The organism is Bacillota bacterium, assembly GCA_018333655.1.
Lineage (GTDB): Bacteria > Bacillota > UBA994 > UBA994 > UBA994 > BS524.
Genome location: JAGXTJ010000023.1, coordinates 18,802 through 31,727, shown reverse-complemented (window position 1 = coordinate 31,727; position 12,926 = coordinate 18,802). Strand labels below are relative to the sequence as shown.

Here is a 12,926-nt window from a genome sequence, read left to right as displayed (position 1 = left end):
AAACTCCCCCTCTACTTCTCGCGTCTGATCTGACCGCCAAGACGTGCTAGACTCTCCTCTATGGCTACATACCCGCGGTCTATGTGGTAAATATCTTCTACCACGGTTGTGCCTCTAGCCGAAAGTCCCGCTAAGGTAAGTGCTGCCCCCGCCCTTAGGTCTGTGGCCTTTACTACCGCGCCTGTTAATCGCGCTACCCCTTTAATAACTGCTTGACTCCCGTCCACGGCAACACAGGCACCCATGCGGTTTAGCTCTTCGACATGCCCAAACCTGCTCTCAAATACCCCTTCGGTGAGGACGGATGTACCTTCTGCCAGGCACAATGCCGCGAGCATCGGAGCCTGCAGATCCGTAGGGAACCCAGGATGGGGAGAGGTGACGATTTCGCCTACAGCCTGTGGCCTACCCCTTACTCTACATTTCACTTCACTTGCGGTCAGAGAGAGCTCGGCACCCATGGCACGCAGCACTACTAACAAGGGCTCTAGGTGCTCGGGCACAACAGAACGTACCGTTATCTCTCCTTCTGTCATGAGCGCTGCCAAGAGATATGTACCAGCCACAATGCGATCCGACATAATAGTGTACTCTGTACCGCTGAGGGAGCTGACTCCGGAGATATGTATGCAATCGGTTCCCGCCCCCGAAACTTTACCACCCATGGCATTTAAGAAATTTTGCAGGTCGACTACCTCGGGCTCTTTAGCCGCGTTTTCAATGATGGTGTCACCTATGGCCAAACTTGCCGCCATCATAATGTTCTCGGTGGCACCCACACTTGGTGATGTTAACTTCACACGAGCCCCTCGTAGTTTCTTGGCCGTGACCGTCAGAGACCCCCTCCCCTCCTCGACAATGGTAGCCCCCAGCGCCCTTAGCCCCATGATATGCAAGTCGATGGGACGAGCCCCAATGGCACAACCCCCAGGATAGGAAGCGCTTACCTTGCCGTAGCGGGCCAGCAAGGGCCCCACGATGATCACCGACGAACGCATTTCTTGCATCAGGTTTTCGGGGATGATGTGGCTCTTTACTACATTGGGATGAACAAAGAAGTCCCCGGCAGTGAGTTGGCTGTTGACACCTAGACTATGTAAGATACCTTGCATGACACCAATGTCCGTTAGCGACGGCATGTTGCGGAGAAGTACCGCCTCCTCCGTGAGTAAGCAGGCGGCAATAATGGGGAGGGCGGCGTTCTTGGCCCCGGTAATGTCGATCACGCCACGCAGAGGTTTCCCGCCAGAGATGACATAACGCTCCAAGCTTCTTTCACTCCTTTCGCAGAGCGGTGCAATCCATATCGTTGCACCATCCTATGCCGGGGAGCATGGCATTGCTACTTGCCGAGCTAGCTGATTAGCCCGTCTAGCAAATCGCATATAGTCATGGTCGCACTAGGGAAAGAGAGCGTATAGGCCTTTCGTGACATCTGCGAAAGCACTGCTTCGTTAAACAGAACTTCGCTTACTTTCTCGCTAAGAAGATGGGGAGTCAAAGTGTGTTCGGGGATGAGAATAGCAGCCCCTGCCTCACTGAACACCTTCGCGTTATGATACTGGTGGTTCTCCGCGGCTATCGGAGCGGGGATGAGGATGCTTGGTTTTCCTAGATAGGCGAGCTCCGCTGTCGTTCCGCCCGGGCGTGAGATTACCAAGTCTGCGGCGGCGAGAAGCTCCGGCAAATTCGTCGCATACTCGATAAGCGTCAAGTAGGGCCCGAGATATTCACGCGCCACTCGGCTAATGGCTTCATAGTCGCGCCTACCAGTAACGTGAAAGACCCGGATTTTTTTGAGCGCAAATTCCTTGTAGCAAGCGCTGAGGGTTTCACTGAGCACTTTTGCTCCCCCACTGCCGCCGACGGCGACCAACACCTTATCCTCTGGCGCGATATTAAGGCGCAAGCGGGCACTCTCTCTATCGGCACTTAGAATCTCGGGGCGCAGAGGATTGCCCGTTACTGCCACCTTGTGTGAGGGAAAGAACGACCCGGCTTCACGATGGCTGACGGCAACCTTGTCCACAAAGCGAGATAGTAGACGATTCGTCAAGCTCGGATAAGCATTCTGCTCGTGAATAAGGGTTGGGTAGTCGGCTAGTGCGGCGGCCATAAGCAGCGGAAATGCGGCGTAGCCCCCCGTGCCCACCACAAGGTCAGGAGAAAAATCACGGAGTATGCGGCGCGCCTGTACTACCCCGCGCAAGGCGCGGTACACGGTACGTAGCTGCTCCAAAGAGAGCCGACGCGGCAAAGAGGTTGTCTCTAAAGTCATGAGCCGAAAACCCTCGCGCGGCACGATTTGGTTTTCTAAGCCTCGCTTAGCTCCGACAAAGAGCACTTCGGCGCCAGGATGCCGCCTTAAAACCTCGTGCGCCAGAGAAATGGCGGGATAGACATGTCCCCCCGTTCCACCACCGGAAAAAATGACCCTAATCTTCATTTCATACCTCATTCGCGGCAAAATCTTGAAATGTTGAGCAGAACCCCTGCGGAACCCATGACCATGAGGAGAGAACTACCCCCATAGCTAATAAAGGGCAAGGTAATACCAGTTACTGGCATCAACCCCGTAACGACCCCCATATTAATAAATGCTTGCGATACAATCATGGACGTTAGTCCCGTTGCCAGTAGACCGCTAAATTTATCGGGCGCGCGAGCAGCAATTCTCAGCCCACGCCACGCTACCGCGCCAAACAAGGCAATTATGACTGCCCCGCCTATAAAACCCCATTCCTCGCTGATGATGGCGAATATAAAGTCATTATGAGGCTCCGGCAGGAAAAACCTTTTTTGAATACTCTCGCCAAGCCCTCTGCCAAAGACCCCGCCCAAGCCAATGGCATAGAGGGACTGAATGATGTGGTAGCCAGTATCCAAAGGATCTTGCCAGGGGTTAAGAAAGGACATAAAACGTTCGAGGCGGTAATCCGCTGTCTTGATGCCGACAGCGAGCAAGCCGATACCTAGAACGCCTAAAGAGATTATTTGTCCCCAAGGCAAGCCACCCGCAAAGAGCACCAAGCACATTACGAGGACTATCGCCACCGCCGTGCCTAAGTCCGGCTGGTCAAAGATTAGCCCGGCCACAAGGCCTGTGACCAGAAGCACGGGCATGGTTCCCTTAGTGAAACTCCGCAACCTGTCTGCTTTCCGGGCCAAAAAGGCCGCGACCCACATCACCATAGTTACTTTGGCGATTTCCGAAGGTTGCAAGTTGAATAGACCGAGGTTTATCCAACGCGTGGATCCTTGTACCGAGAAACCTACCCCAGGCACATACAAAGCTAGTAGTAGCAGGATCGTCGCCAACAACAGCACTGTCGAGGCCTGCTGCCACTTCCTGTAGTTGATGTAGCTTGCTATAGTTAAGGCTACTATTCCGGCAATCGCCCACAGCATCTGCCGAAGGGCGAAAAACCAGCCATGTCCATGCCTCGTTAATGAAAGGGGAAAGCTCGCGCTATATACCATGACCACGCCGGCCGTAACTAGGGCGAGTATGAAGATGAGCAGTGCATAGTCTGGTGCGCTCTTGCCACGCAATTTTATCCCCCCATTCCCGCCAATCCTAAAATTCCCGCCAAAGCACAGACAGCGCTGGCTGCATAGTAAACCAAGACGATGCGTCTCTCCGACCAACCCCGCAACTCTAGTGAGTGATGAAACGGCGCCATGCGAAAAAATCTTCTACCCCCCGTGAGTCGAAAAAAGGCCACCTGTAAAGTCACGGAAAAGGTGCTCCACACATAGACCGCTCCAATAATGGGCAGCAGCAATTCAGTCCCGGTAAGCACACCCATGGACACAAACGCCCCCCCGAGTCCCAATGAACCAACATCGCCCATGAACACGCGCGCCGGATGACGGTTGTAGTAGAGGAAACCTAGCAGGCCGCCCATAAGCGCCAAGGAAAAAATGACCACCGGAAGGACCCCAGTCACCAGACCAATGACCACGTAGGCCAACGACGCGAACATCATTGTCCCCCCTGCCAAGCCATCGATACCATCGGTGAGATTGACCGCATTGCTAAAGGCCAGCCCAATGAAGAGCAGAAAAGCCCAGTAGAATAGGCCAAGCTCAAATCGCCACCCCACAAAGGGCATAACTAGAACAGTGCTATGGCCGACAGAGTAGAGCACGAGCGCTGCTGCCGCGGTGAGAACCGTCTGCCAGTACAATTTTTGCCTAGCCAGCAAGCCAAGACTGCGACGGAATACAACTTTTAGAGCATCATCGGCCAGACCGACCAGCGCAAAGCCTAGAGTAAACACGGCGATCACTACGAGCATGGTAAAACTAAGCCTAACAGCCCCCCCCCACCACCAAGTGACGAGCAGGGCTGGTATTAAGAAAATGACTCCACCCATGGTGGGGGTACCTCGTTTGGTTGCATGCGAGGAAGGCCCGTCGCTCCGTACCACTTGGCCAAACTTTAGCCGGTGCAAGAGTGGTATGCCCAACTTACCGAGAGCTAAGGACATGATAAGCGCCAGAGCAAAGGCTAGTAAGAATTCGTACGGCAACTTAAACATCTCCTCTGCGGCACAGGTCAGCAATGCGCTCCATCTGCATGCCCCGCGAACCCTTGACTAAGACTACGTCGCCAGGCTGTAGTTCTTTTTGCAAGACCAGAAGTACTTGCGCAACACTTTCGCAGTGTATACTGCGAACGCCCCTAGCTTCTGCCACCCGCGCTACTTCTTCGGCCTCCCGGCCCAAAGTCAGCACTAGGTCACATACCCTAGCTGCCACTTCCCCCACCTCTTGATGCGCGGCCGCCGAGCGTTCGCCGAGTTCAAACATGCTGCCTAGCACAGCAATTTTGCGTCGCACTCCAGCATATTCGTCTAGGGTGCAAAGTGCCGCCACCACAGAGGACGGGCTGGCATTGTAGGTATCGTCGATGAGGGTGTAGCCACGGGGCACAACGAGTATTTCAAGTCTCTGACTGGCGATCTGACAGGCTTCTAGCCCTTTTATGGCCTGCGCGATGTCCACGCCCAGTACAACAGCGGCGGCAATGGCCATGGCTGAGTTCTGTGCATTGTGACGCCCTGGCCAGGGGGTGTGTACTTGCCAGGCTTCCGTACCGCTACAGAGAGTGTAGTGGCTATTCCCTTTTTCATCCATCACCACTTCGGTAAGCCGCAAGTCGGCTTCCTTATGAGAACCTACGGAAAGCACCGGTCCTGTGGCCAAAAGCAGGTGAAAGTCATAGAAGTCGTCATCGCGATTCAAGATAGCGGTGCCACCTACATTCATACCGAGCAGAATTTCTCCCTTGGCACGAGCAATGTTCGCGCGTGAACCCAAAAGTTCAATATGAGCTTCACCGACATTAGTCATGATTACGACATCAGGGGGCGCAATTGCGGTCAAGGCAGCAATCTGCCCCAAACCGCGCATCCCCATCTCGAGCACCAAGACTTCTTCATCGACATGATTGAGAACGCTAAGTGGCAGGCCTACTTCGGTATTAAAATTGCCCGGGCTACGGTACACCTTCATCGTCCCAGCGAGAGCCGCTGCAGTTAATTCTTTGACACTCGTCTTGCCGACACTGCCTGTGATGGCCACCACCTTGGCACTGCTACTGGCTAGGTGCTCTCTGGCCATCCTACCTAGCGCCTCTCTGGTATCAGGCACCATGACTACAGGGCAAGGGTATTCACCACCGCGCGAGACGATGGCCGCGGCTGCGCCAAGTTTTACGGCCTCTGCCACATAGTCATGCCCGTCATGGCGCGCCCCTGGCAAGGCAAAGAACACGTTGCCGGGTTTAACTTGCCTGTGATCCGCCACGGCTCCCGAGAGCTCGCAGTCCCTGCCGATGAGAACCCCATCGACAGCCGCGCAGAGCGCCAACAGAGATAACTTAGGCATCGCTCATCTCTCCTAGGGCCAAGCTTGCCACTTCGCGATCATCAAAGTGAATGGTTTCATCCCGAAAAATCTGGTAGTTCTCGTGGCCCTTGCCCGCCAGAAGGACAACATCACCTTGACGGGCCATAAAAATGGCCTTACGAATGGCTTCCGCCCGAGAAACTTCCACCAGTACTCTCTCGCGAGCGTCGGTCTCTGTAATGCCAGACAATATCTCCTGCAAAATAGAGGTCGGTTCTTCCCGACGCGGATTATCTGAGGTAAGAATAACGAGGTCGGCCAGACGAGCCGCAATCTCACCCATGAGAGGCCTCTTGCCTCGGTCACGATCCCCACCACAACCAAACACTACGATCAGACGATGGCGCGTGAACGATCTCGCCGCCCGCAAGACGTTATCTAGACCATCAGGAGTATGGGCATAGTCTATGAAGACGTCAAAAGGCTGCCCCGCGTCCACACGCTCCATGCGGCCAGGCACAGTCGGCCGAGCCAGCCCCCGCGCTATAGCTGCCAGCTCGACTCCTTCGGCCCATGCAGCTCCGGCTGCGGCCAGCGCATTATATATACTATGCCGGCCTGGGGTAGAAATGGTTACCTCGCACTCGCCAGAAGGCGTCACCAGGCAAAAGGAGGCGCCGCTGGCGTCCCCACGCACATCACGTGCAAAAAAGTCAGCCGCTTGGTCTAGGGCATAGGTGAGCACCTTGCTATCGCACAGGCCTACTAAGCGCTGACCATACGCGTCATCTAGATTGATGACCGCGGTTTTGGGGGCTTTCTTGGCGACCTTACCTAGATGTGTAAACAACCCTGCCTTGGCCTCAAAGTACGCCTCCATAGTTCCATGCAGATCAAGATGATCTTGGGTGAGGTTGAGAAATACCGCCGTGTCGTACTCTATGGCCTCTACACGGCCGAGTACGAGCGAGTGCGAAGAAACCTCCATGACGGCATGGTCCACCCCGTTTTCGACCATGCGCGCCAAGCTCGCATACAGAAGAGGCGCATCGGGGGTAGTCAAGGTCGCGGGTTCTACATAGTCGCCATTGTCTACATGCACGGTGCCGAGTAACCCTACCTTGAAGCCGGCCTCACGCAAAATGGACTGTATAAGAAAAGAGGTAGTGGTCTTACCATTAGTACCAGTAACACCTACCATGCGCATCTTGGCGGCGGGTGTTCCATAAAAATTAGAAACGAGATGAGCTAGGGCGACCCTAGTATCGGGAACCTGTGCAGAGGCGATGCCTATGGGCAAAGACACCCCCCGCGAGCACACAATTGCCACTGCGCCGCGCGACAGAGCCTCTGCTACTAAATCATGCCCGTCGACCCGCTTCCCCTTGATGGCGACAAACAGGTACCCCGGGCGCACTTGTTGTAACACGTCGGTGACACCCACAACCTCGGCATCGCCTTCGCGTGCTATAGCTGTAATCCCCTGTAGCAGGCTGTCAAATTGCACCTTGTCCACTCCTTCTCTCACGGGCGAAAAGTGACTCTTACGATGGTAGATATATCGACTTCTTCTCCAGGAAGTGGGTCTTGAGTTACGGCCAGCCCCGTCCCAGTCACCACAATACGTAGTCCCGCAGCGGACATTTTAAGGCTGGCGTCGCGCATGGAGAGACCGCGCACATCAGGAACGACGATTCGCCCCAGGGGATCTTGTGCGGTTCCTAGTTCAACGATGACCGTTGTCCCCACAGAAACTGCGGCCCCCGGCGTAGGCGTTTGCGAAATGACACGATCGCCCACCTTCTCCATACGTAAGTTTAACCCAAGGTCGCGGAGATGGGCAAGAGCAGCCGTAGTACTAAGACCCCGTAGCTCTGGCACCGTAACGAGAGCAGGCTCGGCCAAAACCGAACCCCCACTGTGGGGCTCTACGTTCAGGTAGCGCAAAATATCAACCATCATAGCCCGAAAAGCGGGTGCGGCAACTTGGCTACCATAGTAACCATAGGGCCCCTGTGGATCCCTTACAATCACTAGCAAGGCTATCGAGGGGTCGTCTGCGGGTGCCATGCCGATGAATGAGGCGATGTATCTGCCATCATAGTAGCCCCCGCCCGCCCTAACCATCTGGGCTGTACCGGTCTTGCCGCCTACTCTTTGGCCCTCTATAAAGGCATTTCGTCCTGACCCATAGAGCACCGCTCCTTCGAGCAGCGTGCGTACTCTCGCCGAAGTATCGGCAGTTATAGCTTGCCCTACAACTTCCTTAGGAAACGTTTGCACCACAACACCTTGTTGGTCTCTAATCTCCTTAACAAGGCGGGGACGATATACTATGCCCCCATTGACAGCGGCCGAGAGCGCCACTACTTGCTGCAAGGCGGTCACTGCAGGACCTTGGCCGAAACTTGTCGTCGCTAGTTCGACCGGCCCCATCCGCCGAAACATAACGCCAGGCGCTTCCCCAGGCAGATCAATGCCGGTGCGTCTGCCGAAGCCAAATTTGTCGATGTAGGCCTGGAGAGTTTCTCGGCCTAGCTTCATGCCGACATCGACAAAACCTGGGTTGCAAGACTGCCAAAACACCTCGGCGAAATTCTGACTGCCATGCCCGCCAGCCCGCCAACAACCGAGCCTAACGCCCGCTACAGAAACAGAGCCCGTACAAAAAAAACGGTCTTCCTCGTTCACAACGCCCTCGTTCAAGGCAGCTGCGGCCGTGACAACCTTGAAAGTGGAACCAGGCTCAAAGCTGTCACTGACGGCGGTGTTACGCCACAAGGCCTCAGTGTAGCGGTTAAAGGCATTAGGGTCAAAGTCGGGGCGATTGGCCATGGCGAGGATTTCACCCGTTTGGGGATTCATGGCCACAGCGAGAGCCGCGGTGGCCTGGTGACGCGTCATGGCAGCATCAAGTTCTCTTTCCACTATATGTTGTATGACTTCATCAATGGTCAGGACGATGCTCTGGCCGGGCACTGGCGGCACATATTCAGGGCTTACGTTTTGCAGGGGGTTTCTTCGGCCATCGGCAGGATTTCTAACTTCACCCGGAGTACCGCGCAGGGTGGCATCATACTTATGCTCCAGCCCACCCAGCCCCTGGTTATCTATACCCACAAAGCCTAGTAGGTGACTAGCCAAATTAGCATTTGGATAGTAGCGATCTGTTTCAATTTTGAAGTCAATGCCGGGCAAATTTAGAGCCCGCACCGCCGCCGCCTGCTCGCGGGAGATCTGGCGCGCGATATACACTTGGTCAAGACGCCGCGTAATGCCGCGATGAATCACTTCCGGAGAAATACCAAGAACTGCAGCCAATTTGGCAGCAGTTTCATCCGGATTCTCAATTTTGGCAGGGAGTGCGACCAAGGTGTCAGCATTAGCACTGACGGCAAGAGGTCTCAGGTTGCGATCATAGATAACGCCGCGGCTAGGTGAGACAGCCACATCCCTGCTCCATTGTGCCATGGCCCACCTCTCTAATTCGGGCCCACGAACAAACTGCAGAAAACCAAGTCGCAAGACCAAGACCACGCAGCCTAGGATGAAAAGCACTAACAAATTAGCTACCCTAAGCTTCATACCCATGGGAGTAGACACTCATTCGCCCCCCTTTGTCGCACCTAGTTGCCACCAGTCACTCCGACCAAAATAATCTGCCTGCCTTGGGGGTTCATCATGCCTAGCTCTTGGCGTGCCACGCGCTCAAGGCGCGGTAGGGATGATAATGCCAGCACCTCTATCTGCAGCTTGGCATTCTGAGCTTCCATTTCAGCGATCTCTGCTGTCAAATGAGCGATATCTCGCTCCGAACTAGCGATTTGCGCGTGGCGATGCACTGAGTAGCCAAACAACAAGCCGCATATCGCCAGTGTCAAGGCGGCACGCCTGACAAAGCGCGGCAGGAGAGAAGTTTTGCTCCTCTTGGCGGGAAGCCGTCTTCTCTCTAATATGGGTTCTGGAGCAAGAGGCAGAGGCTTTCTTGCTGGTATCACAGTTATTCACTCCCTCAGCTTAATAGAACCTAGGCAATTTCTCGATCACTCGCAAGTGCGCACTGCGACTGCGGGGGTTGTCACGCACTTCGTCTGGCGTAGGCACCAGGGGCTTCTTAGTAATTAACTTGACTTGTGGTCGGTGATTACACACGCACTGCGGTAGGCCCTGCGGACACAGACACTCACGTGCATGGTGAATCATAAATTGCTTCACTATGCGGTCCTCGAGAGAGTGAAAGGCAATGCAGCCGAGTCTTCCGCCATTTTTAAGCGCCACCAGGCCTTTTTCTAAACCTTCTTTGAGGGCACCTAACTCGTCGTTTACGGCAATGCGCAGAGCCTGAAAAGTACGGCGGGCCGGATGCTGATCTTCGGCTTGCCGCACCGCCTTGGGCACAGCCGCCTTAATAATCTCCACTAACTCTAGGGTCGTCTTGATGGGAGCCTTGGCTCGCGCCAGCACAATAAAGGAAGCAATTCGTTTGGCCCAGCGTTCCTCCCCAAAATCCCAAAGAATTTGTGCTAGCTCCCCTTCGCTACTCTGCTGCAAGAGCTCTTCTGCACTCGTCACGAGATCCTTGTCTAGGCGCATATCTAGAGGCGCCTCTGTCCTGTAAGAGAAACCCCGTGCCGCCTCGTCTAACTGAGGGCTAGAGACACCGAGGTCAAAAAACACCTTGTCCACTTCTTCTATACCAGCTGTGCGCAGGGCTATATCTAAGTTGCGAAAATTCAGGGCCACGAAACGAAAATTTGGGGCTGTAATCTCCTTAGCGGCTAAGAGGGCGGCACTATCTACATCAAGGCCCAACACCAAGCCAGTAGGCCCAACTGCCTCAAGAAAACGCCGCGTGTGACCACCACGGCCAAAGGTACAATCTAGCACTACCTCGCCTTTACGTAGGTCGAGAGCCCTTACGGACTCCTCCAGTAGAACAGGTACATGCGCGTTAATGCTCCCCACCGTCCTTTAGAGTATGGTCTCCAGTTCTTCCGCCACTTGTTCGTAGTTTTTGAGTGCATTACTAGAGTAGTCCTGCCAAGAGGCGGCACTCCACACTTCAACTCTCCGTCCGGCTCCGATGACTACAGCATCTTTAGCTAGCATGGCATGTTGCCGCAGTGGTTCTGGGATATTAATGCGTCCTTGTTTGTCGAAATCGAGCTCGGCGGCACCAGAGAAGAAGAGCCGCGTGAACGCCCGTGCATCACTGCGGGAAGTCGTCATTTCTTGCAAACGCTGCGAGATAACTTCCCATTCTCGCAAGGGATAGATAAAGAGACAGCCATCTAAACCTTTCGTCACCACAAAGGGAGAGCCCAAACGTTCGCGAAATTTAGCGGGCAAGAACAGCCTGCCTTTGTCGTCAACGCTATGTTCATGTTGCCCTAAAAACACTGTCTTGCCCCCTTCCACCACAATGCACCACTTTCACCCACTATTATTCTCCCCTCAAGGTGCTGTTCCTTCTCTGCGGCGAAAATATTTTTTTCTTTTTACAAAAAAAGCGCGAACCCTTAGGTCCGCGCCGCAAGTCTGCGTTTGTTTATCAGTCTACTAGACTGTGGCTACGGCCACAGTCGAGTACTGTGGCTACGGCCACAGTCGAGTACTGTGGCTACGGCCACAGTCGAGTACTGTGGCTACGGCCACAGTCGAGTACTGTGGCTACGGCCACAGTCTAGGCTATGGCCGCGCATCACTTCTTGCGCATGAGGCAAGACGGGGAGCACAATGCCGAGGCACTCTAGTGCCCCCTTCTTACTCCCGGGTAGATTGATGATCATGGTCCTCTTGCGCACCCCGACTACGGCCCGGCTGAGCATAGCCATGGGGGTTTTACTAAGGCTAAGAGCTCGCATGGCTTCTGCCATGCCGGGCACCTCACGCTCTACCACCGCTAATGTTGCTTCAGGAGTTATGTCGCGCGGGGCGAGCCCTGTCCCCCCTGTGGTAAGCACGACATCGAAGTCGCCGCAGTCACAAGCGGATCGCAATTGCTGCACAAGTTGATCGTAATCATCGGCGAGAAGAGTTGCTTGCACTGTGGCACCTAGCAGGGTGAGCTCGTTCGCTATAGCGGGGCCACTCTCGTCTTGTGTCTCCCCTCGTGCGCACCGATCGCTTAGAGTAATCACTAAGACTTGTAGCTTCGGCCACACGATTACCGAATCACCGGGCATGACTTGACCGCCACGTAGCACCTCGGCGAAAACCCCCTCGCGGGGCATCACACAGTCACCCGCTTGATAATAAATGGCACAACGTTCATGACATTCTTTTCCTAGTTGCGTGATAGAGAGTACGGCGGAGCCGCCTAGAGTCAGTCGAGTGCCTACGGACACCCGCGACAAGTCTATGGCACTGAGGGTAATGTTCTCCGCAAAGTCTCCCGCTGTTACGGCTACTCCCATAGCCTGCATCTTGCGAATACTCTCCACTGCCAAGAGACTAACCTGCCGATGCGAAAAACCAGCATGGGCATCTCCTGCCACGCCCTGTCCTGCCAACAACGTAGCTACAGGTTGCGGAACTTTGCGCATACCTTTACTTGGGCTAGTGGAAACTGCCTCTATCTTTCCGCGCATGGATTTTCACCTCCCCAGACAAAGTCCCCACTTTTGCCACCAAATTTTGATAGCAAATGAACATTTTGTATTATTAAGCCTTTATCAACCGCCTTGCACATATCAACCACGGTAAGCGCTGCCACTGTTACCGCGGTCAAGGCTTCCATTTCGACCCCAGTACTATCAAAGGCCACTACTTCAGATATAATTTCTAGTTCGCAGGGGGACGCCTCACGCGCCTCTACCCTAACCGTCGAAATGCGCAGGGGATGGCAAAGAAAAATCAGCTCGGGAGTCTTTTTGGCCGCCATGATACCTGCTAGACGCAGGGCAGCTAAGACATCTCCCTTGGGAACTTGCCCGCTTAAGATAAGCGCCATCGTCTCTTTTCTCATACACACCGAAGCGCGGGCTGTAGCGACACGCCTAGTGGCGGCCTTGGCCGATACATCTACCATGGAGGCTCTTCCTGCCTCATCGATATGCGTTAACAACTAA

Annotated in this window: 12 protein-coding genes; all 12 read right to left on the bottom strand. The window is 54.6% G+C overall.

All coding sequences use genetic code 11. From position 1 onward, the window contains the following. Positions 1–11: 11 nt before the first annotated feature. The 12 genes from murA to moaC all read right to left on the bottom strand — a co-directional run bounded on the left by murA (position 12) and on the right by moaC (position 12,922). Positions 12–1,268: a UDP-N-acetylglucosamine 1-carboxyvinyltransferase gene (murA, locus tag KGZ92_04520; protein ID MBS3888549.1), complete on the bottom strand. Its 1,257-nt coding sequence runs from the start codon at positions 1,266–1,268 to the stop codon at positions 12–14. A gap of 86 nt (positions 1,269–1,354) precedes the next feature. Further along, positions 1,355–2,446, bottom strand: a complete 1,092-nt coding sequence (murG, locus tag KGZ92_04515) for an undecaprenyldiphospho-muramoylpentapeptide beta-N-acetylglucosaminyltransferase (protein MBS3888548.1) — start codon at positions 2,444–2,446, stop codon at positions 1,355–1,357. Between the two features lie 8 nt (positions 2,447–2,454). Beyond that, on the bottom strand, positions 2,455–3,552 hold the full coding sequence (ftsW, locus tag KGZ92_04510) for a putative lipid II flippase FtsW (GenBank protein MBS3888547.1): 1,098 nt from the start codon (positions 3,550–3,552) through the stop codon (positions 2,455–2,457). Between the two features lie 2 nt (positions 3,553–3,554). Further along, positions 3,555–4,544 carry a phospho-N-acetylmuramoyl-pentapeptide-transferase gene (gene mraY, locus KGZ92_04505; protein ID MBS3888546.1) on the bottom strand — a complete coding sequence of 330 codons (990 nt, stop codon included), beginning with the start codon at positions 4,542–4,544 and terminating at the stop codon, positions 3,555–3,557. Continuing rightward, positions 4,537–5,895 (bottom strand): UDP-N-acetylmuramoyl-tripeptide--D-alanyl-D-alanine ligase, encoded by a 1,359-nt coding sequence (locus KGZ92_04500; GenBank protein ID MBS3888545.1) that lies wholly within the window; start codon positions 5,893–5,895, stop codon positions 4,537–4,539. Before KGZ92_04500 ends, mraY begins: the two co-directional genes overlap by 8 nt. Then, the gene (locus tag KGZ92_04495) at positions 5,888–7,363 is read right to left on the bottom strand and encodes a UDP-N-acetylmuramoyl-L-alanyl-D-glutamate--2,6-diaminopimelate ligase (GenBank protein ID MBS3888544.1); all 1,476 of its coding nucleotides are present in this window, start codon (positions 7,361–7,363) and stop codon (positions 5,888–5,890) included. Before KGZ92_04495 ends, KGZ92_04500 begins: the two co-directional genes overlap by 8 nt. A 17-nt stretch (positions 7,364–7,380) precedes the next feature. Beyond that, positions 7,381–9,459, bottom strand: coding sequence for a PASTA domain-containing protein (locus KGZ92_04490; protein ID MBS3888543.1), 2,079 nt, complete (start codon positions 9,457–9,459; stop codon positions 7,381–7,383). Between the two features lie 23 nt (positions 9,460–9,482). Beyond that, the gene (locus KGZ92_04485; protein MBS3888542.1) at positions 9,483–9,854 is read right to left on the bottom strand and encodes a septum formation initiator family protein; all 372 of its coding nucleotides are present in this window, start codon (positions 9,852–9,854) and stop codon (positions 9,483–9,485) included. A gap of 19 nt (positions 9,855–9,873) precedes the next feature. Beyond that, the gene (rsmH, locus tag KGZ92_04480; protein ID MBS3888541.1) at positions 9,874–10,812 is read right to left on the bottom strand and encodes a 16S rRNA (cytosine(1402)-N(4))-methyltransferase RsmH; all 939 of its coding nucleotides are present in this window, start codon (positions 10,810–10,812) and stop codon (positions 9,874–9,876) included. A 15-nt stretch (positions 10,813–10,827) separates the two neighbouring features. Further along, positions 10,828–11,256, bottom strand: a complete 429-nt coding sequence (gene mraZ / locus KGZ92_04475; protein MBS3888540.1) for a division/cell wall cluster transcriptional repressor MraZ — start codon at positions 11,254–11,256, stop codon at positions 10,828–10,830. A gap of 245 nt (positions 11,257–11,501) precedes the next feature. Then, positions 11,502–12,446, bottom strand: coding sequence for a molybdenum cofactor biosynthesis protein (locus tag KGZ92_04470; GenBank protein ID MBS3888539.1), 945 nt, complete (start codon positions 12,444–12,446; stop codon positions 11,502–11,504). Further along, complete coding sequence (gene moaC, locus KGZ92_04465) at positions 12,431–12,922, bottom strand: cyclic pyranopterin monophosphate synthase MoaC (protein MBS3888538.1); 492 nt, start codon at positions 12,920–12,922, stop codon at positions 12,431–12,433. The genes KGZ92_04470 and moaC overlap by 16 nt, the downstream gene beginning before the upstream one ends. Between the last annotated feature and the right edge of the window lie 4 nt (positions 12,923–12,926).

Coding starts and splice junctions, on each gene's coding strand:
- murG (MBS3888548.1), bottom strand. CDS start 2,446: ATGAAGATTAGGGTCATTTTTTCCGGTGGTGGAACGGGGGGACATGTC.
- KGZ92_04470 (MBS3888539.1), bottom strand. CDS start 12,446: ATGCGCGGAAAGATAGAGGCAGTTTCCACTAGCCCAAGTAAAGGTATG.
- mraY (MBS3888546.1), bottom strand. CDS start 4,544: ATGTTTAAGTTGCCGTACGAATTCTTACTAGCCTTTGCTCTGGCGCTT.
- KGZ92_04500 (MBS3888545.1), bottom strand. CDS start 5,895: ATGCCTAAGTTATCTCTGTTGGCGCTCTGCGCGGCTGTCGATGGGGTT.